The sequence below is a fragment of the Streptomyces sp. NPDC090021 genome, from assembly GCF_044748225.1.
Lineage (GTDB): Bacteria > Actinomycetota > Actinomycetes > Streptomycetales > Streptomycetaceae > Streptomyces.
Genome location: NZ_JBIVFO010000001.1, coordinates 20,742 through 45,235, shown reverse-complemented (window position 1 = coordinate 45,235; position 24,494 = coordinate 20,742). Strand labels below are relative to the sequence as shown.

Sequence of the window (24,494 nt, the reverse complement as noted above, 5' to 3'; positions counted from 1 at the left end):
CTACGCCGTCGCGGGCTCCTGTTCGGCGGCTTCGGCCCGGGCCGCGGCCTCCTCGCGGTCGCGCTTCTCGCGCCGTACGAGGACCAGCCAGCCCACCGGCACCGCGGAGGCGAACAGCCACCACTGGACCGCGTACGCCATGTGGGCACCGATCGAGTCGTGGTCGGGGTCGGCGACGGTCTCGGGACCGCCTTCCGGAGCCGGATCGGTCAGCTCCAGGTACCCGCCGAGGACCGGCCGGCCCAGCGACTGCGCCTGCTGCCCGCTGTTGATCAGCATCACCTGACGGTCGGGCAGGCCCTTGCGGTCCTTGATGCCGCTGCCGCCGCTCGTCTCGTCCGCCTTCAGCCGGCCGGTGACCGTGACCTCGCCCGCGGGCGCGGCCGGCACCGGCGGGTAGGCGCGCGGGTCGCCGCCGCCCGCGACCCAGCCGCGGTTGACCAGCACCACCCGGCCGTCGGTGAGGACGAGCGGGGTCACGACGTGGAAACCGACCTTGTCGTCGTTCGCGGTCCGCATCCGTACGACCACCTCGTGCGCGGAGTCGTACGTGCCGGTCGCCGTGACGGTCCGCCAGAAGTCGGTGCGGGGGACCTTGTGGCCGGGGGAGGTGACCTCCGTCATGGGGACGGGCTTCGCCCGCAGGTTCGCCTCGATCAGCTGGTTCTGCGCGACCCGGTGCACATGGCGGTGGTACTGCCAGAACCCGAGCTTGATCATCACGGGGATGAGGACGAGGGCGATGAGGGTGAGACACACCCACTGCCGGGTCAGCACAAAGCGGTACACGCCCACGACGGTACCCCGGCCGGAGCGGACCCCGGCGGCCGGGTGGCCCTCCGGGGTCGCCGGGCGGGGGAGCTGCGGTCAGACGTGGTCGACGATGCCCACCTTCCCTTCCGCGCGGGCGCAGTGCCCGCCGCAGAACCACTGGCCCTCGACCTCGACGCCCTGTCCGATGATCTGGACGCGGCAGTGCTCGCAGATGGGCGCCATGCGGTGGATGGCGCAGGAGAAGCAGTCGAAGACGTGGACCGCTCCCTGTGCATGAACCTCGAAGGACATGCCGTAATCGTTTCCGCAGACCTCACAACGTGCCATGCGCCGCATGCTGCGCACGGCGGAGCAGCGGAACAAGATCCACCCTGGTGAGTCGCCGTGCGGACACCCGCCCGGCGCAACGGCCGGCGGCCGGTCCGCTCAGTCCCCGGCCGGGGCCACGTCCCGCAGCAGCTGCGTGAAGGCCGCCTCGTCGACCACGGGGGTGCCGAAGGACTTCGCCTTGACCGTCTTCGAGGTCGCCGAGTCGGGGTCGTTCGTCACCAGGAGGCTGGTGAGCCGCGACACACTCGTCGCGACGTGCAGGCCCGCCTCGATCGCCCGGTCCTCCAGCAGCTCCCGCTCCACCGAGGTGTCGCCGGAGAAGGCGACCCGCATGCCCTGCTTCAGGGGCTTGCCGTCCTCGAAGCGCCCCGGGTTGGGATGCGGGCAGGCCGGCCGCTTGCGCGAGGGCCGCCAGCTGCCGCCGCCCCGGTACGACGCCTGGTGGCCGACGCGCGGGGCGGCGGCCGAGTCCGACCACTCCGTCAGCGGCCGGCACTCCAGCAGCGGCAGCCGTACGCCGCCCTGCGCCGCCGCGTGCAGCGACGGGCGGAAGGCCTCCGCGAGCACCCGGGCGTCGTCGAGCGCGTGGTGGGCGCGCTGCTGGACCACACCGAAGTGCGCGGCCAGCGACTCCAGCTTGTGGTTGGGCAGCGGGAGGTTCAGCTCCTTCGACAGGGCGATGGTGCACAGCCGCTGACGGACCGGCGCGGTCGTCTCCGCACGCGCGTACTCCCGGGCGATCATCTGCCAGTCGAAGATGGCGTTGTGCGCCACCAGCACGCGGTCCGCGAGCCGGCCGGCGAACTCCTCGGCGATGTCCTTGAAGAGGGGCGCACCGGCGAGCACGTCACTCGTCAGGCCGTGGATCCACACCGGTCCCGGGTCCCGCTGCGGGTTGACCAGGCTGTACCAGTGGTCCTCCACGTTGCCCTGTGCGTCGAGCCGGTAGACGGCGGCGGAGACTATCCGGTCGTCGCGCGCGAGCCCGGTGGTCTCCACGTCGACGACCGCGTACCCCTGGGGGTACGCGGTCGGCCACGTCGTCTCTGCGGTCGTACGGTCGTCGAGCATGGTCACAGAGGATATCGGCACGGACCGACACCGTGACCCCACCCTGGGTCGGCCCGGGGCGGACGGCGCGTCAGCGGCCGGTTCCCGGAGCCCGGGGCGGCGGCGCCAGCAGGGCCGTCACCAGGGACCGTACGGACAGCAGGAAGAGCCGCTCCGGATCCGCGGGCCGGGCCAGCGCCCGGGCGAGGGCCGGATCGTCGGGTGCCGCGGCCGGATCCCACAGCTCGCTCTCGGCCGGGTGCTGGGCGGGGGAGCGCTCGCGGTTGCGTTCGACCAGGAGGAACCCGACGATCTGGAACTGCACGGCGCGCACCGCGTCGGCCGCCCGGGCGCCGCGCAGCCCCGCGGCGTGCACCTCGTGGACGAGCGCCTGCTGTGCGGGCAGGAACATCCGCTCCGTGAGACCGCGTTCGTGGACCAGCGCGATCAGGTGCGGGCGCCCGCGCAGTTCGCGGCGCAGGATCCGGGCCACCGAGAGGATCCGCTCCGGCGGGGTGCGGCCGGCCGGCCGGATCGCGCCCATCTCCCGCACGGTCCGCTCCACGAGGGCGTCGAGCAGCGATTCGCGGTTCCCCACGTGCCAGTAGATGGACGTCACCGCGGTGCCCAGCTCGGCGGCGAGCCCCCGCATCGTGAGGGCGGCCGGACCGTGCTGCTTGACCAGGGACGCGGCGGCGTCCAGCACCTCGTCGCGGGTCAGCGAGGATCGGGCCATGTCTGCGGTCCGCCGATCTGTCGATGCGTCAGTTCTGGTGTGTGCAGGGGTCTTTACCCTTCATCGGCGGCGGTGTAACTGTGTTACAGACCCGAACCGAGAGGTGGTGCGAGACATGGCACGCGTACGGTACGGAGCGCGCAGCGAGGCCGAGATCGCCGCGTCGCGCGAGAAGAGTTCCAAGCTCCCCGACATCTGGTCCACCGGTGTGGTGGCCCTCTGGGAGACCGATCCCGACGTGGTCGCCGCGGTCCTCCCGCCACCGCTCAAGCCGGCCGAGAGGCCCCTCGTACGGGCGAACATCAGCACGGTCGACCTGCCCGGCTACCCGCTCGGTGCCGGCTCGGTGGCCGTCGCCGCCCGGCACGACGGGGTGGAGGGCTGGTACCCGCTCGTCATGCCGATGACGCACGAGCGTGCCCTGACCGGTGGCCGCGAGGTCTTCGGCGAACCGAAGAAGCTGGGCGAGGTCACCGTCGAGCGCGACGGCCTCGTCGTGCGCGCCGCGCTCGCCCGGCACGGGATCGCCTTCGTCGAGGTGCGCGGCGCCGTGGACCGCGCGCTCCCGCTGCCCGGGCCCACCCGCAAGACCGACTTCTACTTCAAGTTCCTGCCCGCCGTGGACGGTTCGGGCTTCGACGCGGACCCGGTCCTCGTGCACTGCGTCCGCAACGAGAAGGTCCGCAGGCTGGAGCACGTCACCGGCGACGTCGTCCTGCGCGAGTCCATGTTCGATCCCGTGGCGGACCTTCCTGTCCGCCGCCTCGTGGAGATCACCATCGGCGAGAAGACCACCGACCAGCAGGGCCGGGTCGTCGAGCGGGTCGGCGCACAGGCCCTGCTCCCGTACCTCCACCAGCGCTACGACGACCCGATGCAGATCCTCGACGGCCCGCCGGACGGGAGCCTGTGAGATGCGGCTCGAACCGGGACAGACGGCCGTCGTCACCGGCGCGGCGAGCGGCATCGGCCTCGCCATGGCCCGCCGCTTCGCCGCCGAAGGACTGGCGGTCGTCCTCGCCGACGTCGAGGAGGCCGCCCTGCGCGAGGCCGCCGGCGAACTCGCCGCGGACGGGGCGCGGGTCCTCGCCCGGCCCGTCGACGTCAGTGACCGCGACAGCGTCCTCGCCCTCGCCGACGCGGCGTACGACGCCTTCGGCGCCGCCCACGTCCTGTGCAACAACGCGGGCGTCGGCTCCGGCGCCGAGGGCCGGATGTGGGAGCACGAGCCCAACGACTGGAAGTGGGCCTTCTCCGTCAACGTGTGGGGCGTCTTCCACGGCATCCAGGCCTTCGTCCCCCGCATGATCGCCGGCGGCGCCCCCGGCCACGTCGTCAACACCTCCTCCGGCGACGGCGGCATCGCCCCGCTGCCCACCGCCTCCGTGTACGCCGTCACCAAGGCCGCCGTGGTCACCATGACCGAGTCCCTCTACGCCCACCTCAAGGCGGAGGGCGCGGCCGTCGGCGCCTCGGTGCTCTTCCCCGGACCGCACATGCTGCGCACCGGACTGTGGGAGTCCCACCGCAACCGGCCCGAGCGGTACGCGAAGGAGCGCCCGCGCAGGACCCCGTACCGCAGCCTCGACCAGTACGAGGCCGCGATGAAGCGGGCCGGCCACGAGGTGCGCTTCACCCCGGTCGAGGAGGTCGCGGAGCACGTCGTCGACGGCATCCGCGCCGACCGCTTCTGGATGCTGCCGCCGAGCGAGCACAGCGACCGGCAGATCCGCGCCCGGTCGCAGTCGATGCTCGACCGCGCCGACCCCGCCTACCTGGAGAGCTTCATCCTCGACTGAGGAGCGTCCGCCATGAGCGACACCACGAGTGACAGCACGAGCGAGAGCACGAGCGACACCCCGTACGAAGACCCGTACCTGATCATCTCCTCCGACTGCCACGCGGGCCTGCCCACCGAGCGGTACCGCCCCTACCTCGACTCCCGCTTCCACCGCCAGTTCGACGAGTTCCTCGGTCAGCAGGGCGCCCGCCGCGCGGAGGCCACCCGGCTGGGCGTCCGCAACGAGGCCTTCGCCGAGAAGTGGTTCCACGATCACGAGGAGGGCCTGCGGGGAGGCTGGGACACGGGGCAGCGGCTGAAGGAGCTCGACGGCGACGGCGTGGCCGCCGAGGTCGTCTTCCCGGACGCGGACGCCGTCGACAGCCAGACCGCGGCCCCCTTCGGCGTGGGCCTCGGGCTGTCCGGGGATCAGGACCCCGAGCTCGGCATGGCGGGCGCGCAGGCGCACAACCGCTGGCTGGCCGAGTTCGTCTCGCAGACCCCCGAACGCCACTGCGGCGTCGCGCTGCTGCCCATCACGGGCGAGCCGGACAAGGTCGTCGCCGAGATCCACCGGGCCAAGGAGTCCGGGCTGGGCGCGCTGATGATTCCCGCCATGTGGGTGGACAGGGCGCCCTACCACGACCGCCGCTACGACCCCGTCTGGGCGGCGGCGGCCGAGACACGGATGCCGATCGTGACCCACTCCGGGTCCTCGCCGCGCCACGAGTACGGAGACCACCTGGGCATCTTCGTCTCCGAGGTCACCTGGTGGCCGGCCCGCCCGCTGTGGTTCCTGCTCTGGTCGGGGGTGTTCGAGCGGCACCCGGGCCTGCGCTTCGGGGTCGCCGAGTCGGGCTGCTGGTGGCTGCCGAACCAGCTGTGGTTCATGGACCGGCTCTACCTGGGCGCGCACGGCGGCAAGAAGCTCTCGCCCTTCGAGGAGCTGAAGCGGCCGCCGAGCGAGTACCTGGACCGCCAGGTCTTCGTCTGCGCGACGAACACCAAGCGGCGGGAACTGGCCCAGCGCTACGAGATCGGCGTCGACAACATCCTGTGGGGCTCGGACTTCCCGCACCCCGAGGGCACCTGGCCGGACACCCGGAACTGGCTGCGCCGGACCTTCCACGACATCCCGGTCGACGAGACCCGGCGGATGCTCGGGCTCGCCGCGGCCGAGGTCTTCGGCTTCGACACCGCGAAGCTGGCGCCGATCGCCCGCCGGATCGGCCCCACCCCGGCCGAGCTGGGCCAGTCCCCGGACCAGGCGGCGGTGGCGGCCTCCTGGGCGCGCTCGCGCGAGGTGGGCCGGCACTGGCTGACCGGCCACGACTTCCCGGTCCTGGGGGCCGCGCGGTGACCGGCGACGACCGCTACACGGTGATCTCCGCGGACTGCCACGCGGGCGCCGACCTGCTGGACTACAAGCCGTACCTGGAGAAGCGTCACCACGACGACTTCGACGCCTGGGCCGCCGGTTACGTGAACCCGTACGAGGACCTCCTCGCGGACACGGCGGACCGCAACTGGAACTCGGCGCGGCGCCTGGCGGAACTGGAGGCCGACGGCATCGTCGCCGAGGTCGTCTTCCCCAACACCATCCCGCCGTTCTTCCCCAAGGCCTCCCTGGTGGCGCAGCCGCCGACGGCCGCGGAGTACGCGATGCGCTGGGCCGGCCTCCAGGCCCACAACCGCTGGCTGGCGGACTTCTGCGCGGACGCGCCGGGCCGGCGGGCGGGGGTCGCGCAGATCCTCCTCAACGACGTCGACGCCGCGGTGCGGGAGATCCGCCGCACGAAGGAGGCGGGCCTGACGGGCGGCATCCTGCTGCCCGGCGTGCCGCCCGGCTCCACGGTCCCCGAGCTGTATTCGGCCGCCTACGACCCCGTCTGGGCGGTGTGCGACGAACTGGACGTCCCGGTCAACCACCACGGGGGTTCGGCCTCGCCGCCGCTCGGGGACGAACCGGCGGCCCGGGCGGTCTTCATGGTGGAGACCACCTGGTTCTCCCACCGCGCCCTGTGGCACCTCGTCTTCGGCGGGGCGTTCCGGCGCCACCCGGGTCTCAAGCTGGTCCTGACGGAGCAGGGCTCGGGCTGGATCCCGGGCGTGCTGGACATGCTGGACTACTACCACGGCCGCCTGGTCGCGGCCTCCTCCACCGCCGAGTCCAAGTTCGGGGCGGGCCTCGCCGGGGCGATGGGCAAGGGCCCGAGCGAGGTCTGGCGGGACAACTGCTTCGTGGGAGCGAGCTTCATGCGTCCCCACGAGGTCCCGCTGCGGGACCGGATCGGCCTCGACAAGATCATGTGGGGCAGCGACTACCCCCACGACGAGGGCACCACTCCGTACTCCCGCGAAGGCCTCCGCATCGCCTACGCGGGCCTCCCGCGCGACGAGGTCGCCGCGATGGCCGGCGGCAACGCGGCCCGCGTCTACGGCTTCGACCTCACCCTGCTGGACACGCTGGCCGCGCAACACGGCCCCCTGGTCTCGGAGATCGCCGAACCCCTGACGGAGATCCCCCCGGACGCCACCAGCCCGGCCTTCGCCAAGGGCGGCTCGGTCCGCGTCTGGTAGCGCCCCGACCCGCCGGGCGGCTCGGCCCCTGTGGCGGAGCCGTCCGGCGGAGCGGTTCCACCTGAGCGCGGGCCAGGAACACCGGCAGCGGCGAACCGTCGGTAACCTCGACGGATACCGATCGGTAACAACCTCTAGCGGCAGCCCCGAAGGCGCCTCTATGGTGCGGACATGCCGAACCTGCCCGATGTCGTGCTGTGGTCCATACCCGCCTTCGTGCTGCTCACCGTCATCGAGCTGGTGAGCTACCGGCTCCATCCCGACGAGGACGCGGCCGGATACGACACCAAGGACGCCGTCACCAGCATCGGCATGGGGCTCGGCAGCATCGGCTTCGACCTCCTCTGGAAGATCCCGGTGGTCGCGGTCTTCACCGCCGTCTACGAACTGACCCCGCTGCGCGTGCCGTTGCTGTGGTGGACCCTCCCGCTGATGCTGCTCGCCCAGGACTTCCTCTACTACTGGCAGCACCGCGGCCACCACGTCATCCGCATCCTGTGGGCCTGCCACGTGGTCCATCACAGCAGCCGGAAGTTCAACCTCACCACCGCCCTGCGCCAGCCCTGGACCAGCGCCACGACGTACTGGTTCTACCTGCCGATGGTGGCCGTCGGGGTGCACCCGGCCGTGATCCCGTTCTGCTACGGCATCAACCTGCTCTACCAGTTCTGGGTCCACACCGAGCGCATCGGGAAGCTGCCGCGGGCCTATGAGTACGTCTTCAACACCCCGTCCCACCACCGCGTCCACCACGCGTCCCAGGGCGGATACCTGGACCGCAACTACGGCGGCATCCTGATCATCTGGGACCGGATGTTCGGCTCCTGGGTGGGCGAGACGGACAAGCCCGTCTACGGGCTCACCAAGAACATCAACACCTACAACCCGCTGCGCGTGGCCACCCACGAGTACGCCGCCATCGCCCGGGACGTACGCGCCGCCCGGAGCTGGAGCGAGCGGGCCGGCCGGGTCTTCCGAGGCCCCGGCTGGCAGCCCGCCCCGGCCGCCGCGTCGGACAAGGCCGCCGCGCCCGCCCCGGGCACCCCGGCCGCCGCGCCCGCCGCCGACCCGGCCGTACAGGAGAGCGCCGCGTGAGCACCGCAGAGTCCACCGGCCGTCCCGCCCCCTCCTGGGCCACCGACCGGGCGGCGCCCGGCCGGGCCCGGCTCGGCCGCACCGCCCTGGTGGCCTTCGCCGTGGCCGCCGCCGCGGACCTCGTGTCCCTGCTGGCCGACTGGCACCTCGGGCACGTCATCGCCAAGCCGCTGCTGATGCCGCTGCTGGTCGGGTACGTGATCACGCGCGGCGCGCCCCGCCTGCTGGTCGCCGCCCTGCTGTTCGGCTGGGGCGGGGACCTGGCCCTGCTCTTCGACGCCGAGGCCGCCTTCCTGGCCGGCATGGGCTCCTTCGCCGTCGGGCACGTCTGCTACCTCGTCCTGTTCGGCAAGCGGCCCGCGAACCCGCTGCTCGGGGGCGCCTACACCCTGGCCCTGCTCGGCACCGTCGCCCTGCTGTGGGCCGACCTGCCCGCCGGCCTGCGGATCCCCGTGGCCGGCTACAGCCTGCTGCTCACCGCCATGGCCTTCCGCTCCAGTGCCCTCGGCCTGCGGGCCGGCATCGGCGGTGCGCTGTTCCTGCTCTCCGACACCCTGATCGCCTCCGGCGTCGCGGAATGGCCGCAGCTGCCCCGCCCGGACTTCTGGATCATGGCCACCTACCTGGCCGCCCAGTACCTGCTGGCCACGGGCGCGACCACCCGCGAAGCAGGCGTACCGTAGGACGGCCGCCACGACCGCAGCGCGCTCAAGGTGCTGATCAAGCCCTGACCGGGGCGCCGGAGCGACGGACGGGCCGGGCGGGGAGCTTCCCGCCCGGCCCGTCCGGCACGGTGAGCCGTACTACTTCACGGCCTTGCGGGCGTCCACGACGCCGTAGCCGTAGTAGCCGGTCTGGCCCCACCTGGCCCGGCAGGTGGTGGCGTTGATCAGCGTGCCCGTGGCGTCGTAGATCTGGGCCGGGCACGTGGCCTTGGTGGACTGCGCCTTCAGCATCGCCTGGAGCTGGGAGGGCGTGGCCGACGGGTGGGCGCTCTTGAGCAGCGCCGCGACGCCCGCGACGTGCGGGGCGGCCATCGAGGTGCCCTGCTTGTACCCGTAGCCGCCGCCCGGGACGGTCGACAGCACGCGTCCGTTGCCGTCCGGGGTGGCCGGGACCTGCCACTTGTCGCCGCCGGGGGCCGCGACGTCCACGACTCCGAGGCCGTAGCTGGAGTAGTAGGAGCGCAGGCCCTTGTCACCGGTCGCGGAGACGGTGACGACGCCCGGCAGCTGCGTGGGCAGGTCCAGGCAGACCTTCGGGTTGATGGTGCGGGTGACCGGGGTGGTGTCGTTCGGGCTGGTGGTGTCCTCCAGGGAGGCCGCGGCCAGGTCCTGGTTGGAGTTGCCGGCCGAGGCCACGTGCAGGGTGCCCTTGCGCTCGGCGTACTTGGTGGCCCGGCCGATGGCCTCCACCAGCGCCTTCTGGTCGTCGTCGGTCTTGCAGTTGAAGAGCCACGGGTCGACGTAGTAGCTGTTGTTGGTCACCTCGATCCCCTTCTCGGCGGCGAACATGAAGCCGCAGACGACCGCCTCGGTGTAGAAGAGGCTGGTCCCGGGCTCGCTCACCTTGATCGCGGCGATCTTCACGCCGGGCGCCACACCGCTGATGCCGACGCCGTTGCGCGGGGCGCCGATGGTGCCGGCCACGTGCGTGCCGTGGTCGCTGCCGTCCGGGTACGGGCGCCAGGCGCCCTCGGTGGTGTCGGCGACGCCGCCGACGCAGTTGGCCGACTGGCCCTTGGAGAAGTTCGGGGCGAGATCGGGGTGGGTGTCGTCCACACCCGTGTCGATGATGCCCACGGTGACGTCCTGGCTGCCATCGTTGATCTTGTGAGCCTCGTCGGCCTTGATCGTCCGCAGGTCCCACTGGTTGGGTTCGAGCGGCTCCTGACCCTCCTGGGCCTGCGCCGCCGCCCTGGCGGCGTCCGCCTCGCTCAGCCGCTGGGTCGCGCCCTCGTCGGTGGTCTGCACCGCCTGCATCGGGGCCGTCCGGGTGGCGCCGACCGACACGAACAGCCCACGCTGGGCGCGCAGCTGCCTGGCGAAGTCCGGGTTCTGGGAGTGTGCGACGACGACCCCGATCTGCTCATAGGCCGTCACCACCGTTCCGCCGGCCCGTTCGACGGCCTTCTTCGCCGCCTTCACCGTGGCGTACGCGTTCAGGTTCGCCACGTAGGACAGCTTGGGGCCGTCGGCGGTGGCCTTCCGGGCCGTCGCCGTGCCCGCGGAGGCGTCCAGCGAGGCGGCGGAGGCCGACACCGAGGGCAGCAGGGCGAGCGAGGCGGTGAGCGCCAGGCCGACCGGTACGGCGAGGGCACGCCGGCGGGCGGATCCCAGATGAGCCATGGGTTCTCCAGATCATCTTGAAAAAGCCGTCCGCGCGCGGTCGCGCCGGACGGGTCCATGACAAGTGAACCTAGTGCCGCCGTTCCCCTTTCCGCCATCAGTTCGAGAAATCAGTTCCTGAAAGATCCCCGGGCGTTGAACCGTCCCGACACGCCGGCCGTGCCGTTGACAGAGGGGGCTCAGCGCCATCGATCCCCCCACACGGAGGTTGCTTTGTCCGTCGTCCCCACCGCACCCGCGTCACAAGGAGATTCCCCCGTGACCACCGAAGCAGCGCCGCCCCCGGGCAGCGCGGGAACGCCCCTTGCGGGCCCCACGGCCGATGAGTTCGTGAGCGTCCAGCAGAGCGCCGAGTTCGCCGAACTCCGCCGCTCCTACCGCTCCTTCGCCTTCCCGCTCACCGTGGCCTTCATCGCCTGGTACCTGCTCTACGTCCTGCTGTCCAACTACGCGGGCGACTTCATGGGGACCAAGGTCTTCGGCAACGTCAACGTCGCCCTGGTGCTCGGCCTCGCCCAGTTCGCGACGACCTTCCTCATCGCCTGGCTCTACGCGCGCCACGCCGCCGCCAGGCTCGACCCCCGGGCGGCGGCCATCAAGGCGCGGATGGAGGCCTCCGAATGAGCGGAGCGCACCACCTGACGACGGTCGCGGCCGGCGCTTCCGAGCACCGCCCGCTCATCATCACCCTGTTCGGGCTGTTCGTCGTCGCGACCCTCATCATCACGGTCTGGGCCGGCCGCCAGACCAAGGACGCCGCGGACTTCTACGCGGGCGGCCGCCAGTTCACCGGCTTCCAGAACGGCCTCGCCATCTCCGGCGACTACATGTCCGCCGCGTCCTTCCTGGGCATCGCCGGAGCCATCGCCCTCTTCGGCTACGACGGCTTCCTCTACTCCATCGGCTTCCTCGTCGCCTGGCTGGTCGCCCTGCTGCTCGTCGCCGAGCCGCTGCGCAACTCCGGCCGCTACACGATGGGCGACGTCCTCGCGTACCGGATGCGCCAGCGGCCCGTCCGCACCGCCGCCGGCACCTCCACCATCGTGGTCTCGATCTTCTACCTGCTCGCCCAGATGGCCGGAGCCGGCGTGCTCGTCTCCCTGCTCCTCGGCATCACCAGCGACGGCGGCAAGGTGGCGGTCGTCGCGCTCGTCGGCGTCCTGATGATCGTCTACGTGACCATCGGCGGCATGAAGGGCACCACCTGGGTCCAGATGGTCAAGGCGGTCCTGCTGATCGCGGGCGCCCTGCTGATCACCCTCCTGGTGCTGGTGAAGTTCAACTTCAACGTCTCCGACCTGCTGGGCAAGGCCGCCGAGAACAGCGGACAGGGCGCCAAGTTCCTCGAACCGGGCCTGAAGTACGGCAAGGACGCGACCTCGAAGCTGGACTTCCTCTCCCTCGGCCTCGCCCTCGTCCTCGGCACCGCCGGCCTCCCGCACATCCTGATCCGCTTCTACACCGTGCCCACCGCGAAGGCCGCCCGCAAGTCCGTGAACTGGGCCATCGGCATCATCGGCGCCTTCTACCTGATGACCATCGCCCTCGGCTTCGGCGCCGCGGCCCTGCTGGAGCGCGCCGACATCCTGGCCTCGAACAAGGCCGGCAACACCGCCGCACCCCTGCTGGCCCAGGCCGTGGGCGGCGGCGCGGACTCCACCGGCGGGGCCGTCCTGCTCGCCGTCATCTCCGCCGTCGCCTTCGCCACCATCCTCGCCGTGGTCGCGGGCCTCACCCTCGCCTCCTCCTCGTCCTTCGCCCACGACCTGTACGTGAACGTGATCCGCAAGGGCAGGGCCACCGAGCAGGAGGAGGTGCGCGCCGCCCGCTGGTCCACGGTGGTCATCGGCGCCGTCGCCATCGGCCTGGGCGCGCTGGCCCGCGACCTGAACGTGGCCGGCCTCGTCGCGCTCGCCTTCGCGGTCGCCGCCTCCGCGAACCTGCCGACGATCCTCTACAGCCTCTTCTGGAAGCGCTTCAACACGCAGGGGGCGCTCTGGTCGATCTACGGCGGGTTGGTCTCGGCGGTCGGCCTGGTGCTCTTCTCCCCGGTCGTGTCCGGCAAGCCGACCTCGATGTTCAAGGACGCCGACTTCTTCTGGTTCCCCCTGGAGAACCCGGGCATCATCTCGATCCCCCTCGGCTTCCTCCTCGGATGGCTGGGAACCGTCCTCACCAAGGAGAAGGCGGACCCGCAGAAGTTCGCCGAGCTGGAGGTGCGCTCCCTCACCGGAGCAGGGGCGCACTGACATCGTCCGAACACCCAGCGTGGCCGTGTCGTAGGGATCTACGACACGGCCACGTCACGTCTCGTTCATTCGGGCATCACGGAACGACACATGCGTCACGTAGTCTCGAAATAGAACGCGTGAAGTAGCTCCCATGTCGCGCGTATGTCTACTTCCGGACAGGGGAGGGGGCCCACAGTGCTTCTCGACACCTATGGCCGCGTGGCCACTGACCTGCGCGTCTCGCTCACCGACCGGTGCAATCTGCGCTGCACCTACTGCATGCCCGAAGAGGGCCTGCAGTGGCTCGGCAAGTCCGACCTGCTCACCGACGACGAGATCGTCCGGCTGATCGGCATCGCCGTCACGCGGCTCGGCGTCACCGAGGTCCGCTTCACCGGCGGCGAACCGCTGCTGCGGCCCGGCCTCGTCGGGATCGTCGAGCAGTGCGCGGCCCTGGAGCCCCGCCCCAAGATGTCGCTCACCACCAACGGCATCGGCCTGAAGCGCACCGCGCAGGCCCTGAAGGCCGCCGGCCTGGACCGGGTGAACGTCTCCCTGGACACCCTGCGGCCCGAGGTCTTCAAGACCCTCACCCGCCGCGACCGCCACAAGGACGTCATCGAGGGCATGGCAGCCGCCCGCGACGCCGGCCTGACCCCCGTCAAGGTCAATGCCGTGCTCATGCCGGGGCTCAACGACGACGAGGCCCCCGACCTGCTGGCCTGGGCCGTGGAGAACGCGTACGAACTCCGCTTCATCGAGCAGATGCCCCTCGACGCCCAGCACGGCTGGAAGCGCGACGGCATGATCACCGCCGGGGACATCCTGGAGTCCCTGCGCACCCGCTTCACGCTCACCGAGGAGGGCGCCGAGGAACGCGGCTCCGCCCCGGCCGAGCGGTGGGTCGTCGACGGCGGCCCCGCCACCGTCGGCGTCATCGCCTCGGTCACCCGCCCGTTCTGCGGGGCCTGCGACCGAACCCGGCTCACCGCCGACGGCCAGGTCCGTACGTGCCTGTTCGCCACCGAGGAGTCGGACCTGCGCTCCGCGCTGCGGTCGGGCGCCCCGGACGAGGAGATCGCCCGCCTGTGGAAGGTGGCGATGTGGGGCAAGAAGGCCGGCTCCGGCCTCGACGACCCGTCGTTCCTCCAGCCCGAGCGCCCCATGTCCGCGATCGGCGGCTGACCCCGCCGACGTGGCGGCCGGTACGGGCCGACCGCCACCGCGGGTCAGCGCGGGCGCTCCGAACCCTCCGGCTGCACCCACTCGTCGAGCTTCACGACGTCCTTGAGGAATCCGCGGACCCCCAGGAACTGCGAGAGGTGTTCGCGGTGCTCCTCGCAGGCGAGCCAGGTCTTGCGCCGCTCCGGTGTGTGCAGCGTCGGGTTGTTCCACGCGAGGACCCAGACGGCCGCGTCACGGCAGCCCTTGGCCGAGCAGGTGGGGATCTCTTCGGGAGCGGGGGAGTCGGAGGAAGTCACGACCTCACCCTAGAGGGTGCACCGAACGGAAAGGCGACGCCGAGCAGCCACGGGGGGAGCTGCCCGGCGTCGGTCCGTCGCTCCGACGGGGGATGCGGAGCGCGTGAGCAGTATGTCACGCAGGACCCGGTGCAGTGCACCGGAACTTCATGATTGATCTGAGGTCTTCTTGAGGTTTCCCGTGTCCAGGGCCGGGCGGACGGGAGACGGGACGAAATGGGAGGGCAGTGACGGCGCCGACTCGCGGCCCGCGTTGGCGATGACCACGGCGATGTAGGGGAGCAGGGCCCCGGCGACGAGCGTCACGACGGCCACCGGGCGCGACACGTTCCACAACAGCACGGTCGCGATGACCGACAGGGTCCTGACGGCCATCGAGATCACATAGCGGCGCTGGCGGCCCCGCACGTCCTCGGCGAGCCCCATCCGGGCGCCGGTGATCCGGAAGACCTCGGCCCCGTTCCGCTTCTGTCGCTTCACCCGTTCCACGTCCTACCACCCGATCGCCGGCCGGGCCTTCCCCGGCCCGGACCCTTCCACGGTACGCGGCCCCCGCCACGGCGGGGACAGCGGGACCCCCGGGCGGGCCGCCCGAAATGCGCGGTGCGCCGGACGGGCCGACACTGGGCGCACGTGCGCACACCGCGCCAGGAGGAGGCTGGACATGAGCTGGTTGTGGGCGATCATCGTCGGTTTCGTGCTGGGGCTGATAGCCAGGGCCGTCCTGCCGGGCAGACAGCACCAGCCCCTGTGGCTGACCACGCTGATGGGAATCATCGGCGGCGTCCTCGGCAACGCCGTCGCGGCCTGGATCGGGGTCGCCGACACCCGCGGCATCGACTGGACCCGCCACCTGCTGCAGCTCGCGGGCGCGGTCCTCTTCGTCTTCCTCGGCGAAATGGCCTACAAGGCGATGCGCGGAGGCAGCCGCCAGGTGACCTGAGCCGCTCCCGCGGCACCTGCGGCACCCGCGGCTCCCGCGGCACCTGCGGCACCTGCGGCTCCCGCGGCTCCCGCGGCACCTGCGGCACCTGCGGCACCTGCGGCACCCGCGGCGCACGGCGGAGGGGCCGGCCGGACCGTGACGTCCGAACCGGCCCCTCCGCCGTGTGCCGTACGGGACGGGTCAGGCGCCGGTGACCTCGACCGCCGCCAGGTTCTTCTTGCCCCGGCGCAGGACCAGCCAGCGCCCGTGCAGCAGGTCCTCCCGGGCGGGGACCGCGTCCTCGGCGGTGACCTTCACGTTGTTCACGTAGGCGCCGCCCTCCTTCACGGTCCGCCGGCCGGCCGACTTGCTCGCGACCAGACCCGTCTCCGCGAAGAGGTCCACCACCAGGCCCGGCTCCGCCACCTTGGCGTGCGGCAGCTCGGACAGGGCCGCGGCCAGCGTGGCCTCGTCCAGCTCCGCCAGATCGCCCTGGCCGAACAGCGCCCGCGACGCGGCGATCACGGCGGCGCACTGGTCGGCGCCGTGCACCAGGGCGGTCAGCTCCTCGGCCAGCGCCCGCTGGGCGGCGCGCGCCTGCGGCCGCTCGGCGGTCTGCGCCTCCAGCTCCTCCAGCTCCTCACGGGACCTGAAGGAAAGGATCCGCATGTAGGTGGAGATGTCCCGGTCATCCACGTTCAGCCAGAACTGGTAGAACGCGTACGGGGTGGTCATCTCCGGGTCCAGCCAGACGGCCCCGCCCTCGGTCTTGCCGAACTTCGTGCCGTCCGCCTTGACCATCAGGGGGGTCGCCATCGCGTGGACGTGGGCGTCCGGCTCGACCCGGTGGATCAGGTCGAGGCCGGCCGTCAGGTTGCCCCACTGGTCCGAGCCGCCCTGCTGCAGGGTGCAGCCGTGGCGCCGGTACAGCTCCAGGAAGTCCATGCCCTGGAGCAGCTGGTAGCTGAACTCCGTGTAGCTGATGCCCTGGTCCGACTCCAGCCGCTTGGCGACCGAGTCCTTCGTCAGCATCTTGTTGACGCGGAAGTGCTTGCCGATGTCCCGCAGGAACTCGATGGCGGACATGCCCGCCGTCCAGTCCAGGTTGTTGACCATGACCGCGGCGTTCTCGCCCTCGAAGGACAGGAACGGCTCGATCTGCGAGCGCAGCCGGTTCACCCACTCCGCGATGACCGCGGGGTCGTTCAGGGTGCGCTCGGCGGTCGGACGGGGGTCACCGATCTGACCGGTGGCCCCGCCGACCAGCGCGAGCGGCCGGTTGCCCGCCAGCTGCAGCCGGCGCATCGTGAGTACCTGCACCAGGTGGCCGACGTGCAGCGAGGCAGCGGTCGGGTCATAGCCGCAATAGAACGTGACCGGACCGTCCGCGAAGGCCTTCCGCAGCGCTTCTTCGTCGGTGGACTGGGCGAAGAGCCCGCGCCACTTCAGTTCGTCGACGATGTCCGTCACGGTCTCTCGACTCCTTACGTTTTGTGGAAATGCCGTGCTCAGTCTAGGTGGGTCAGACGCCCTTGCTCACCGAACTCATATTGAAGTCCGGGATGCGGACAGGAGGCATCGCGGCCCGGGTGAACCAGTCGCTCCACTCGCGCGGCAGGGTCCTCTCCGTCCGGCCCGCCTCCGAGGCGCGCGACAGCAGGTCCACGGGGGACTCGTTGAAGCGGAAGTTGTTCACCTCGCCCACGACCTGCCCGTTCTCCACCAGGTAGACGCCGTCCCGGGTCAGGCCGGTCAGCAGCAGCGTCGCCGGGTCCACCTCGCGGATGTACCAGAGGCAGGTCAGCAGCAGGCCCCGCTCGGTGTCCGCGACCATCTCGTCGAGGGACTTCTCGCCGCCGCCGTCCAGGATCAGGTTCCCGAAGCCGGGGGAGACCGGCAGGCCGGTCAGGCCGGCCGTGTGCCGGGTCGTCGACAGCCGGGCCAGCTCGCCGTCGCGGATCCACTCGGTCGCCGGGACCGGCAGGCCGTTGTCGAAGGCCGAGACGTCGTCGCCGGAGCTGTGCGCGATGACGAACGGCGCGGACTCCAGGCCCGGCGCGTTCGGGTCACTGCGCAGGGTCAGCGGCAGCTCGGTGAGCCGCTCGCCGAGCCGCGTGCCGCCGCCGGGCTTGGAGAAGACCGTACGGCCCTCCACCGCGTCCCGGGCCGACGCCGACCACATCTGGTAGATCAGCAGGTCCGCCACGGCCGTCGGCGGCAGCAGGGTCTCGTACCGTCCGGCGGGCAGGTCGATCTTCCGCTCCGCCCAGCCCAGCCGTACGGCGAGCTCCGCGTCCAGCGCGGTGGGGTCGACGTCCTTGAAGTCCCGCGTGGCGCGCCCGGCCCAGGCCGAACGCTGGCGGTCCGGAGACTTCGCGTTGAGCTCCAGGGTGCCGTTGGGCTGGTCGTGGCGCAGCCGCAGGCCGGTCGAGGTGCCGACGTACGTGGAAACCAGCTCGTGGTGGGCGAAGCCGTACAGCTCCCGCCCGCCCGCCCGGGCCCGGGCGAAGGCCTCGCCGAGGGCCGGGGCGAAGTCCGCGAACACGGCGGAGGTGGTCTCGGCGGGAGCGTCGGTGAAGTCCGGCGAGACCGGGGTCCCGCTGACCAGCGGCTGGGCGTCTTCGGCGGGGCCCGCGCCGCGCGCGGCCGCCTCGGCGGCCCGCACCAGGGGCTCCAGGTCGTCCGCGGTGACGGCGGAGCGCGAGACGACCCCCGAGGCCGTGCCCTCCTTGCCGTCGACCGTGGCGATGACCGTCAGGGTCCGTCCGCGGGTGACGCCGTTGGTCGTCAGGGCGTTGCCGGCCCAGCGCAGGTTGGCGCTCGACTCCTCGTCGGCGATGACGACGCAGCCGTCGGCGGTGGACAGCTCCAGGGCACGTTCGACGATCTCGTGCGGCTTGGTCGATCGGCTCATCGGCCGGCCTCCTGCGTGGTGTTCAGGCTGTGCTGTCCCGGGGGGCGACCCCCGGACCCCCGGCGGATCCCGTGGTGATCGTGCGTGCTCATCGGCCGGCCTCCTGCGTGGTGTTCAGGATGTTCACGTCGCGGAACAGTGCGGACGGGCAGCCGTGCGAGACGGCCGCGACCTGGCCCGGCTGGGCCTTGCCGCAGTTGAAGGCGCCGCCCAGGACGTAGGTCTGCGGGCCGCCGACCTTCTCCATCGAGCCCCAGAAGTCGGTGGTGGTGGCCTGGTAGGCGACGTCCCGCAGCTGTCCGGCCAGCCGGCCGTTCTCGATCCGGAAGAACCGCTGCCCGGTGAACTGGAAGTTGTAGCGCTGCATGTCGATCGACCAGGAGCGGTCGCCGACCACGTAGATACCGCGCTCCACTCCGCCGATCAGGTCCTCGGTCGACAGGCCGCCGGGATCCGGCTGGAGCGACACGTTCGCCATCCGCTGGACGGGCACGTGTCCGGGGGAGTCGGCGAAGGCGCAGCCGTTGGAGCGGCCCAGCCCGGTGAGCTTCGCGATCCGCCGGTCCGTCTGGTAGCCGACCAGGGTGCCGTCCTTGACGAGGTCCCAGCTCTGCGCCTGGACGCCCTCGTCGTCGAAGCCGACGGTGGCCAGCCCGTGCTCGGCGGTGCGGTCGCCCGTCACGTTCATGATCGGAGAGCCGTACCTGAGCTTGCCCAGCTGGTCGAAGGTGGCGAAGGAGGTCCCCGCGTACGCGGCCTCGTAGCCCAGCGCCCGGTCGAGTTCGGTGGCGTGGCCGATGGACTCGTGGATGGTGAGCCACAGGTTGGACGGGTCCACCACCAGGTCGTAGCGCCCGGCCTGGACGCTCGGCGCCCGCATCTTCTCGGCGAGCAGGCCGGGGATCTCCTCCAGCTCGGCGTCCCAGTCCCAGCCGGTGCCGGTCAGGTACTCCCAGCCGCGGCCGGCGGGCGGGGCGATGGTGCGCATCGAGTCGAACTCACCGGTGGCGCCGTTGACGGCGACCGCGGTGAGCTGCGGGTGGATCCGGACCCGCTGCTGCGTGGTCGTGGTGCCCGCGGTGTCGGCGTAGAACTTGTTCTCGTGCACGGCGAGCAGCGAGGCGTCCACGTGTGCGACGCCGTCGGCCGCCAGCAGCCGGGAGCTCCAGTCGGCGAGCAGGGCCGCCTTCTCCGCGTCCGGCACCTCGAAGGGGTTCACCTCGTAGGCGGAGATCCACGTCCTGTCCGCGTGCACCGGCTCCTCGGCGAGTTCCACCCGCTCGTCGGAACCGGCGGCCTTGATCACCTGGGCGGACAGCTTCGCCATGGCCACGGCCTGCGAGGCCACCCTGGCGGCGGCGTCCATGGTCAGGTCCACGCCGGAGGCGAACCCCCAGCTGCCCCCGTGCACGACCCGGACCGCGTAGCCGAGGTCGGTGGTGTCGGACCCGCCGGAGGGCTTGGCGTCGCGCAGCCGCCACGAGGCGCTGCGGATCCGCTCCAGCCGGAAGTCGGCATGGTCGGCGCCCAGCGCGCGGGCCCGGGCGAGCGCCGCGTCGGCGAGCGCCCGCAGGGGCAGCGCGGTGAATGCCGCGTCGATGGAATGGGGCACGGAAGTCCTCCCGGGGTCGGGGCCGGTCGCCCCGATCATGTCGTGATCGGGGCCCTTGTGCCTACATCTTTCTGTAGGGATTCGACAGAGCCCGCTGCGAGGCCCTGTCGGGGCCGATTCCCCGTACGAGCGATGCGGCCTATAGGTTTTCGGTATTCAGAACGCTAGTGAAAGGGTGATCCGTTGAGCCGCTCGGTTCTCGTCACCGGAGGAAACCGGGGCATCGGCCTCGCCATCGCCCGAGCTTTCGCGGAGGCCGGCGACAAGGTCGCGATCACGTACCGGTCGGGTGAGCCGCCGCAGGCCCTCACCGAACTCGGTGTCCTGGCGGTGCGGTGCGACATCACCGACTCCGAGCAGGTGGAGCAGGCCTACAAGCAGATCGAGGACGCGCACGGCGCGGTCGAGGTGCTCGTGGCCAACGCCGGCATCACCAAGGACACGCTGCTGATGCGGATGTCCGAGGAGGACTTCGCCTCGGTCGTGGACACCAACCTCACCGGCACCTTCCGGGTGGTCAAGCGCGCGAACCGCGGCATGCTCCGCGCGAAGAAGGGCCGCGTCGTCCTGATCTCCTCGGTGGTCGGGCTCCTCGGCTCGGCGGGGCAGGCCAACTACGCCGCCTCCAAGGCCGCACTGGTCGGTTTCGCCCGCTCGCTCGCCCGCGAGCTGGGCTCCCGCAACATCACCTTCAACGTCGTCGCGCCCGGGTTCGTGGACACCGACATGACGAAGGTGCTCACCGACGAGCAGCGCGCGGGCATCGTGGCGCAGGTGCCGCTCGCCCGTTACGCGCAGCCCGAGGAGATCGCGGCAGCCGTCCGCTTCCTGGCGTCCGACGACGCCGCGTACATCACCGGAGCCGTCATTCCCGTTGACGGCGGATTGGGCATGGGTCACTGATCACCATGAGCGGAATTCTCGAGGGCAAGCGCATCCTCATCACGGGTGTGCTGATGGAGTCCTCCATCGCCTTCCACACGGCCCGGCTGGCGCAGGAGCAGGGCGCCGAGGTCATCCTCACCGCGTGGCCGCGCCCGTCCCTGACGGAGCGCATCGCGAAGAAGCTGCCCAAGCCGGTCAAGGTGATCGAGCTCGACGTCACCAACGACGAGCACCTGGCCCGCCTGGAGGGCCTCGTCCGCGAGGAGCTCGGCGGCCTCGACGGCGTCGTGCACTCCATCGGCTTCGCGCCGCAGGACGCCCTCGGCGGCAACTTCCTGAACACGCCGTTCGAGTCGGTCGCCACCGCCATGCACGTCTCGGCCTTCTCGCTGAAGTCGCTGACCATGGCCTGCAAGCCGCTCTTCCCGGCGGAGGGCGGGGCCGTCGTCGGCCTCACCTTCGACGCGCAGTTCGCCTGGCCGCAGTACGACTGGATGGGCCCGGCCAAGGCCGCGCTGGAGGCCACCAGCCGCTACCTCGCCCGCGACCTGGGCAAGGAGAACATCCGCTGCAACCTGGTCTCGGCCGGTCCGATCGGCTCCATGGCCGCGAAGTCCATCCCGGGATTCGGTGAGCTGGCCGAGGTCTGGAACACCCGCTCCATGCTGTCGTGGGACATGAGCGACCCGGAGCCGACCGGCCGCGGCGTCGTCGCCCTGCTGTCGGACTGGTTCCCGAAGACCACCGGCGAGATCGTCCACGTGGACGGCGGCGTGCACGCGATGGGTGCCTGACCCCCGGTCAGGACCCCGTGTCCGTACGGCGGCGGCCGCCCCTTCCCTCAGGGAGGGGCGGCCGCCGCCGTTCTCGTGTGCGCCCGCGGACCGGGACGGGCCGGCGGCTTCGCTCGCATGTTCACCGGCCGACCGGATCTTCCCGAGTCGAAAACCGGGACAGATGCCTGCAAACTAGCCAAGTCGGGATCTTCCCGGCTTCGGCGGGGAGGAGGCAGGGGTGCGCACCAGGCCGAGCCGAGCGGTATCGATACTGGTCACGTCGGTGATCGTGACCGGACTCCTGATCCCGGCCGTCGCCGCGCAGCCCTCCGGAGACGAGGCGGTACCCGGCTCCGGGCCCGCCGCACCGGCCGTCGTGGACCTCGCCGACATCCCCGCCGAACCCCCCGTGCAGCCCTCCCCGCCCGCCGGCCGTGAACTCTTCGGCGCCGACTGCGCGACCACCGTCGAGGGCTCCCTGGTCACCGCGCACTGCCACAACGCCTACCCGGAGACCGACCTGGTGAGCCTGCACGTCGAGTGCGACCGCTGGTGGGACCTGGACGGCGACGGCGCGGCCGTGGCCGTCGGCCCGGCCGGCCGGGCCGAGCTCGTCGGCCGCTGCTGGAAGGAGGTCCGCGCGGCCTGGGTCAGTCACCGGCGGCCGTGACCGCACCCCCCGGCGCTTCCCTGCCCAGGCACACGAAGGGGTAGCCCGCGGCCTCCGAGGCCGCCGCGTCCCCGTCCCCGCGCCGGATCGCCTCGATCAGCCGGGCGTGGTCGAGATGGGCCGCGGGATCCAGCGCGGTGCCCACGTCGGCCCGCAGCCAGTCGGCCACCAGTTCGCCCAGGTCCGCGTACAGCTCGATCAGCACCTCGTTGTGCGAGGCCGTCACCACCGCCATGTGCAGGCTGACGTCCGCGGCCACGAAGACCTCCGCGTCCCCGCCCGCCCAGGCCTCCTCGCGACGCGCGAGCAGGGCGTCCAGCTGGACGAGGTCCCGTTCCGTACGCCGCTCCGCCGCCAGCCGGGCCGCCGAGGACTCCAGCGTGGAGCGGAGCTCGGCGATGTGCCTCGGCTCGGCCCCGGCGAAGCGCCGGTGCATCACGCCGGCCAGCTCGCTGGTCGCGATGACGTACGTGCCCGAGCCCTGCCGGATGTCGAGGAGGCCGTTGTGCGCCAGCGCGCGCACCGCCTCGCGCACGGTGTTGCGGGCGACGCCCATCAGCTCCACGAGCTCTGGCTCGGTGGGGATGCGCGAGCCGACCGGCCACTCGCCGGAGGTGATCTGGTTGCGCAACTGGGCGATCACCTGATCGACGAGTGCGGAGCGCCGGGGCGAGGTCAGCGGCATGGGTTCCTCTCACGTGCGGCTGCGGCCGCGCATGCGGTGCGCGTGCAGGTGTGACGGACGGCAGGAGTGGCGGACGACGACTGGACAACCAATCATCCCATGATTCTATGATGGCGGAATGTCCGACGAAGAGACCAAGACGCTCACCCGGCCCGCCGCGGGCCGCACCGCGGTCCCCGCCCCGTCCGCGACGGCGCAGCCGGCCTGGCTCGGCCCGGTGCTCATCGTCGGAATCGTGCTGGCCGCCCTCAACCTGCGCCCGGCCATCACCAGCCTCGGCGCCCTCTTCGAGGAGACCCGCGCCGGTCTGGGCATGAGCGGCACCGTCGCCGGACTGATCACCTCCGTCCCGGCCCTGTGCTTCGCCGTCTTCGGAGTCACCGCACCCCGGCTCTCCCGCCGCTTCGGCCCGGTCGCCGTCGTCTGCGCCGGCATGGCCGCCGTCGCCGCCGGACTGCTGATACGCCCCTTCGCCGACGGTGCCGCCGGCTTCCTCGCCGCCAGCGCCCTGTCCCTGGCCGGCATCGCCCTCACCAACGTCCTGCTCCCGGTGATCGTCAAGCGCTACTTCCCGGACCGGGTCGGCACCATGACCGGCCTCTACTCCATGGCCCTCGCCGCCGGCACCTCGCTCGCCGCCGCCGCGACCGTCCCGCTGACCGACGCCCTCGGCGGCAGCTGGCGCACCGGCCTGCTGATGTGGGCCTCCCCCGCCCTGGTCGCCGTACTGCTGTGGCTGCCCATCGCCCGGGCCGCCCGGCGCGCCGACCGGGCCCCGACGGCCGCGGGCACCGGCCCGGCCACCGCAGGCACCGGCGCGGCAGGCACCGGCGCGGGCGCGGCCGTACGGACCGACACCGGCCCGCGGGTCGCCCGCAGCCGTACCGCCTGGGCCCTGGCCTGCTACTTCGGCCTGCAGGCCACCGGCGCGTACATCACCATGGGCTGGCTCCCGCAGATCTTCCGTGACGCCGGGGTCTCCGCCTCCACCGCCGGTGTGCTCCTCGCCGTCACCATGGTCATGGGCGTCCCGCTCGCCTTCGTCATCCCCGGCCTCGCCGGCCGCATGAGGAACCAGGGAGCCATCGCCGTCACCCTCGGCGTCTTCGGCCTCACCGGCTACCTCGGGCTCTCCCTCGCGCCCGCCGCCGGAGCCTGGGCCTGGGCGCTCCTGCTCGGCGTCTCCAACTGCGCGTTCCCCCTGGTCATCACCATGATCGGGCTGCGGGCCAAGTCCCCGGCCGGGGTGGTGAAGCTCTCCGCCTTCGCCCAGAGCACCGGCTACCTCATCTCCATCCCCGGCCCCCTCGTCATCGGCACCCTCTACCAGCACAGCGGAGGCTGGGACCTGCCTCTCGCCCTGATGGCGGGCCTGCTCGTGCCGCAGATCGCCCTCGGGGTCCTGGCGGGCCGGGACCGCACGATCGAGGACGAATGCGGCATGCGAGACTGACCCGCATGTCTCCCGTACTCGAACCGAACCCCGAGGGCGGCCGCAGGAAGCTCGGCCTCGTCCTCGGCGCCATGCTCGTCGTCTCCGTGATCATCTCCGTCATCGCGACGATCGCCTCCCCGTGACGCCGGCCGCCGCCGCCCGGGTCGGTGGGGACACCCCCACCAAC

The 24,494-nt window shown here is 71.8% G+C and carries 26 protein-coding genes; 15 read left to right on the top strand and 11 right to left on the bottom strand.

The window, feature by feature from the left end; all coding sequences use genetic code 11:
- From ACIPXC_RS00235 to ACIPXC_RS00220, 4 genes are all read right to left on the bottom strand, one after another.
- Positions 1-789, bottom strand: a complete 789-nt coding sequence (locus ACIPXC_RS00235) for an SURF1 family protein (RefSeq protein WP_401611612.1) — start codon at positions 787-789, stop codon at positions 1-3.
- A 78-nt stretch (positions 790-867) separates the two neighbouring features.
- Positions 868-1,101 carry a hypothetical protein gene (locus tag ACIPXC_RS00230; RefSeq protein WP_075972011.1) on the bottom strand — a complete coding sequence of 78 codons (234 nt, stop codon included), beginning with the start codon at positions 1,099-1,101 and terminating at the stop codon, positions 868-870.
- A gap of 99 nt (positions 1,102-1,200) precedes the next feature.
- Positions 1,201-2,181, bottom strand: coding sequence for a DEDDh family exonuclease (locus ACIPXC_RS00225; protein ID WP_401612008.1), 981 nt, complete (start codon positions 2,179-2,181; stop codon positions 1,201-1,203).
- A 64-nt stretch (positions 2,182-2,245) separates the two neighbouring features.
- Positions 2,246-2,890 carry a TetR/AcrR family transcriptional regulator gene (locus ACIPXC_RS00220; protein WP_401611609.1) on the bottom strand — a complete coding sequence of 215 codons (645 nt, stop codon included), beginning with the start codon at positions 2,888-2,890 and terminating at the stop codon, positions 2,246-2,248.
- Positions 2,891-3,005: 115 nt separating this feature from the next.
- Between ACIPXC_RS00220 and ACIPXC_RS00215 the strand changes: the two genes are divergently transcribed.
- From ACIPXC_RS00215 to ACIPXC_RS00190, 6 genes are all read left to right on the top strand, one after another.
- A complete protein-coding gene (locus ACIPXC_RS00215; RefSeq protein ID WP_401611606.1) occupies positions 3,006-3,803 on the top strand; it encodes an acetoacetate decarboxylase family protein in 798 nt (265 codons plus the stop codon).
- 1 nt (position 3,804) lies between these two features.
- The gene (locus ACIPXC_RS00210; protein WP_401611603.1) at positions 3,805-4,689 is read left to right on the top strand and encodes an SDR family NAD(P)-dependent oxidoreductase; all 885 of its coding nucleotides are present in this window, start codon (positions 3,805-3,807) and stop codon (positions 4,687-4,689) included.
- A gap of 12 nt (positions 4,690-4,701) precedes the next feature.
- Positions 4,702-6,030, top strand: coding sequence for an amidohydrolase family protein (locus ACIPXC_RS00205; protein WP_401611601.1), 1,329 nt, complete (start codon positions 4,702-4,704; stop codon positions 6,028-6,030).
- Positions 6,027-7,250, top strand: coding sequence for an amidohydrolase family protein (locus ACIPXC_RS00200; RefSeq protein ID WP_401611599.1), 1,224 nt, complete (start codon positions 6,027-6,029; stop codon positions 7,248-7,250). The genes ACIPXC_RS00205 and ACIPXC_RS00200 overlap by 4 nt, the downstream gene beginning before the upstream one ends.
- A gap of 171 nt (positions 7,251-7,421) precedes the next feature.
- On the top strand, positions 7,422-8,345 hold the full coding sequence (locus ACIPXC_RS00195; RefSeq protein ID WP_401611596.1) for a sterol desaturase family protein: 924 nt from the start codon (positions 7,422-7,424) through the stop codon (positions 8,343-8,345).
- The gene (locus ACIPXC_RS00190) at positions 8,342-9,028 is read left to right on the top strand and encodes a lysoplasmalogenase (protein ID WP_401611593.1); all 687 of its coding nucleotides are present in this window, start codon (positions 8,342-8,344) and stop codon (positions 9,026-9,028) included. The genes ACIPXC_RS00195 and ACIPXC_RS00190 overlap by 4 nt, the downstream gene beginning before the upstream one ends.
- 120 nt (positions 9,029-9,148) lie before the next feature.
- Here the strand turns inward: ACIPXC_RS00190 and ACIPXC_RS00185 are convergent, their stop codons facing one another.
- Positions 9,149-10,693 carry a S8 family serine peptidase gene (locus ACIPXC_RS00185; RefSeq protein ID WP_401611590.1) on the bottom strand — a complete coding sequence of 515 codons (1,545 nt, stop codon included), beginning with the start codon at positions 10,691-10,693 and terminating at the stop codon, positions 9,149-9,151.
- A gap of 258 nt (positions 10,694-10,951) precedes the next feature.
- Here ACIPXC_RS00185 and ACIPXC_RS00180 point away from each other — a divergent pair, with 258 nt between their 5' ends.
- The 3 genes from ACIPXC_RS00180 (at position 10,952) to moaA (ending at position 14,109) form a co-directional block, all read left to right on the top strand.
- Positions 10,952-11,317 (top strand): DUF485 domain-containing protein, encoded by a 366-nt coding sequence (locus ACIPXC_RS00180; RefSeq protein WP_401611587.1) that lies wholly within the window; start codon positions 10,952-10,954, stop codon positions 11,315-11,317.
- Positions 11,314-12,942, top strand: coding sequence for a cation acetate symporter (locus ACIPXC_RS00175; RefSeq protein ID WP_401611585.1), 1,629 nt, complete (start codon positions 11,314-11,316; stop codon positions 12,940-12,942). The genes ACIPXC_RS00180 and ACIPXC_RS00175 overlap by 4 nt, the downstream gene beginning before the upstream one ends.
- 177 nt (positions 12,943-13,119) lie before the next feature.
- The gene (gene moaA, locus ACIPXC_RS00170) at positions 13,120-14,109 is read left to right on the top strand and encodes a GTP 3',8-cyclase MoaA (protein WP_401611582.1); all 990 of its coding nucleotides are present in this window, start codon (positions 13,120-13,122) and stop codon (positions 14,107-14,109) included.
- Positions 14,110-14,153: 44 nt separating this feature from the next.
- Here moaA and ACIPXC_RS00165 read toward each other — a convergent pair whose 3' ends face one another.
- Together ACIPXC_RS00165 and ACIPXC_RS00160 are read right to left on the bottom strand one after the other, a co-directional pair.
- A complete protein-coding gene (locus ACIPXC_RS00165) occupies positions 14,154-14,405 on the bottom strand; it encodes a hypothetical protein (protein ID WP_030962190.1) in 252 nt (83 codons plus the stop codon).
- Positions 14,406-14,552: 147 nt separating this feature from the next.
- A complete protein-coding gene (locus ACIPXC_RS00160) occupies positions 14,553-14,831 on the bottom strand; it encodes a DUF3099 domain-containing protein (protein WP_401612006.1) in 279 nt (92 codons plus the stop codon).
- A gap of 238 nt (positions 14,832-15,069) precedes the next feature.
- Here ACIPXC_RS00160 and ACIPXC_RS00155 point away from each other — a divergent pair, with 238 nt between their 5' ends.
- Positions 15,070-15,348, top strand: a complete 279-nt coding sequence (locus tag ACIPXC_RS00155) for a GlsB/YeaQ/YmgE family stress response membrane protein (protein ID WP_401611580.1) — start codon at positions 15,070-15,072, stop codon at positions 15,346-15,348.
- A gap of 183 nt (positions 15,349-15,531) precedes the next feature.
- Here the strand turns inward: ACIPXC_RS00155 and tyrS are convergent, their stop codons facing one another.
- From tyrS to ACIPXC_RS00140, 3 genes are all read right to left on the bottom strand, one after another.
- Positions 15,532-16,800, bottom strand: coding sequence for a tyrosine--tRNA ligase (tyrS, locus tag ACIPXC_RS00150; protein ID WP_401611578.1), 1,269 nt, complete (start codon positions 16,798-16,800; stop codon positions 15,532-15,534).
- Between the two features lie 52 nt (positions 16,801-16,852).
- The gene (locus tag ACIPXC_RS00145) at positions 16,853-18,244 is read right to left on the bottom strand and encodes a metallopeptidase TldD-related protein (protein WP_401611576.1); all 1,392 of its coding nucleotides are present in this window, start codon (positions 18,242-18,244) and stop codon (positions 16,853-16,855) included.
- A gap of 88 nt (positions 18,245-18,332) precedes the next feature.
- Positions 18,333-19,895, bottom strand: a complete 1,563-nt coding sequence (locus ACIPXC_RS00140) for a TldD/PmbA family protein (protein ID WP_401611573.1) — start codon at positions 19,893-19,895, stop codon at positions 18,333-18,335.
- Between the two features lie 144 nt (positions 19,896-20,039).
- On the opposite strand from ACIPXC_RS00140, the gene fabG reads away from it, so the two are divergent.
- The 3 genes from fabG (at position 20,040) to ACIPXC_RS00125 (ending at position 22,187) form a co-directional block, all read left to right on the top strand.
- Positions 20,040-20,759 (top strand): 3-oxoacyl-[acyl-carrier-protein] reductase, encoded by a 720-nt coding sequence (gene fabG, locus ACIPXC_RS00135; protein WP_031148971.1) that lies wholly within the window; start codon positions 20,040-20,042, stop codon positions 20,757-20,759.
- 5 nt (positions 20,760-20,764) lie between these two features.
- On the top strand, positions 20,765-21,535 hold the full coding sequence (gene fabI / locus ACIPXC_RS00130) for an enoyl-ACP reductase FabI (protein WP_401611571.1): 771 nt from the start codon (positions 20,765-20,767) through the stop codon (positions 21,533-21,535).
- A 220-nt stretch (positions 21,536-21,755) separates the two neighbouring features.
- A complete protein-coding gene (locus ACIPXC_RS00125) occupies positions 21,756-22,187 on the top strand; it encodes a hypothetical protein (protein WP_401611569.1) in 432 nt (143 codons plus the stop codon).
- Here ACIPXC_RS00125 and ACIPXC_RS00120 read toward each other — a convergent pair.
- Positions 22,168-22,872, bottom strand: a complete 705-nt coding sequence (locus ACIPXC_RS00120) for a FadR/GntR family transcriptional regulator (protein ID WP_401611566.1) — start codon at positions 22,870-22,872, stop codon at positions 22,168-22,170. The genes ACIPXC_RS00125 and ACIPXC_RS00120 overlap by 20 nt on opposite strands.
- Before the next feature lie 118 nt (positions 22,873-22,990).
- On the opposite strand from ACIPXC_RS00120, the gene ACIPXC_RS00115 reads away from it, so the two are divergent.
- Both ACIPXC_RS00115 and ACIPXC_RS00110 read left to right on the top strand, forming a co-directional pair.
- Entirely contained in the window at positions 22,991-24,325 is a 1,335-nt protein-coding gene (locus tag ACIPXC_RS00115) for a CynX/NimT family MFS transporter (protein WP_401611563.1), read from the top strand.
- 5 nt (positions 24,326-24,330) lie between these two features.
- Positions 24,331-24,450, top strand: coding sequence for an SGM_5486 family transporter-associated protein (locus tag ACIPXC_RS00110; RefSeq protein ID WP_257855467.1), 120 nt, complete (start codon positions 24,331-24,333; stop codon positions 24,448-24,450).
- Positions 24,451-24,494 lie beyond the last annotated feature (44 nt).

What these genes read in the sequence shown, in the direction of transcription:
- ACIPXC_RS00160 (WP_401612006.1), bottom strand. Translation starts at nt 14,831, where the DNA reads ATGGGGCTCGCCGAGGACGTGCGGGGCCGCCAGCGCCGCTATGTGATC.
- ACIPXC_RS00210 (WP_401611603.1), top strand. Translation starts at nt 3,805, where the DNA reads ATGCGGCTCGAACCGGGACAGACGGCCGTCGTCACCGGCGCGGCGAGC.
- ACIPXC_RS00185 (WP_401611590.1), bottom strand. Translation starts at nt 10,693, where the DNA reads ATGGCTCATCTGGGATCCGCCCGCCGGCGTGCCCTCGCCGTACCGGTC.
- fabI (WP_401611571.1), top strand. Translation starts at nt 20,765, where the DNA reads ATGAGCGGAATTCTCGAGGGCAAGCGCATCCTCATCACGGGTGTGCTG.
- ACIPXC_RS00220 (WP_401611609.1), bottom strand. Translation starts at nt 2,890, where the DNA reads ATGGCCCGATCCTCGCTGACCCGCGACGAGGTGCTGGACGCCGCCGCG.
- ACIPXC_RS00140 (WP_401611573.1), bottom strand. Translation starts at nt 19,895, where the DNA reads ATGATCGGGGCGACCGGCCCCGACCCCGGGAGGACTTCCGTGCCCCAT.
- ACIPXC_RS00215 (WP_401611606.1), top strand. Translation starts at nt 3,006, where the DNA reads ATGGCACGCGTACGGTACGGAGCGCGCAGCGAGGCCGAGATCGCCGCG.
- ACIPXC_RS00120 (WP_401611566.1), bottom strand. Translation starts at nt 22,872, where the DNA reads ATGCCGCTGACCTCGCCCCGGCGCTCCGCACTCGTCGATCAGGTGATC.
- ACIPXC_RS00155 (WP_401611580.1), top strand. Translation starts at nt 15,070, where the DNA reads ATGAGCTGGTTGTGGGCGATCATCGTCGGTTTCGTGCTGGGGCTGATA.
- ACIPXC_RS00230 (WP_075972011.1), bottom strand. Translation starts at nt 1,101, where the DNA reads ATGGCACGTTGTGAGGTCTGCGGAAACGATTACGGCATGTCCTTCGAG.
- ACIPXC_RS00145 (WP_401611576.1), bottom strand. Translation starts at nt 18,244, where the DNA reads ATGAGCCGATCGACCAAGCCGCACGAGATCGTCGAACGTGCCCTGGAG.
- ACIPXC_RS00205 (WP_401611601.1), top strand. Translation starts at nt 4,702, where the DNA reads ATGAGCGACACCACGAGTGACAGCACGAGCGAGAGCACGAGCGACACC.
- ACIPXC_RS00110 (WP_257855467.1), top strand. Translation starts at nt 24,331, where the DNA reads ATGTCTCCCGTACTCGAACCGAACCCCGAGGGCGGCCGCAGGAAGCTC.
- ACIPXC_RS00115 (WP_401611563.1), top strand. Translation starts at nt 22,991, where the DNA reads ATGTCCGACGAAGAGACCAAGACGCTCACCCGGCCCGCCGCGGGCCGC.
- ACIPXC_RS00175 (WP_401611585.1), top strand. Translation starts at nt 11,314, where the DNA reads ATGAGCGGAGCGCACCACCTGACGACGGTCGCGGCCGGCGCTTCCGAG.
- ACIPXC_RS00195 (WP_401611596.1), top strand. Translation starts at nt 7,422, where the DNA reads ATGCCGAACCTGCCCGATGTCGTGCTGTGGTCCATACCCGCCTTCGTG.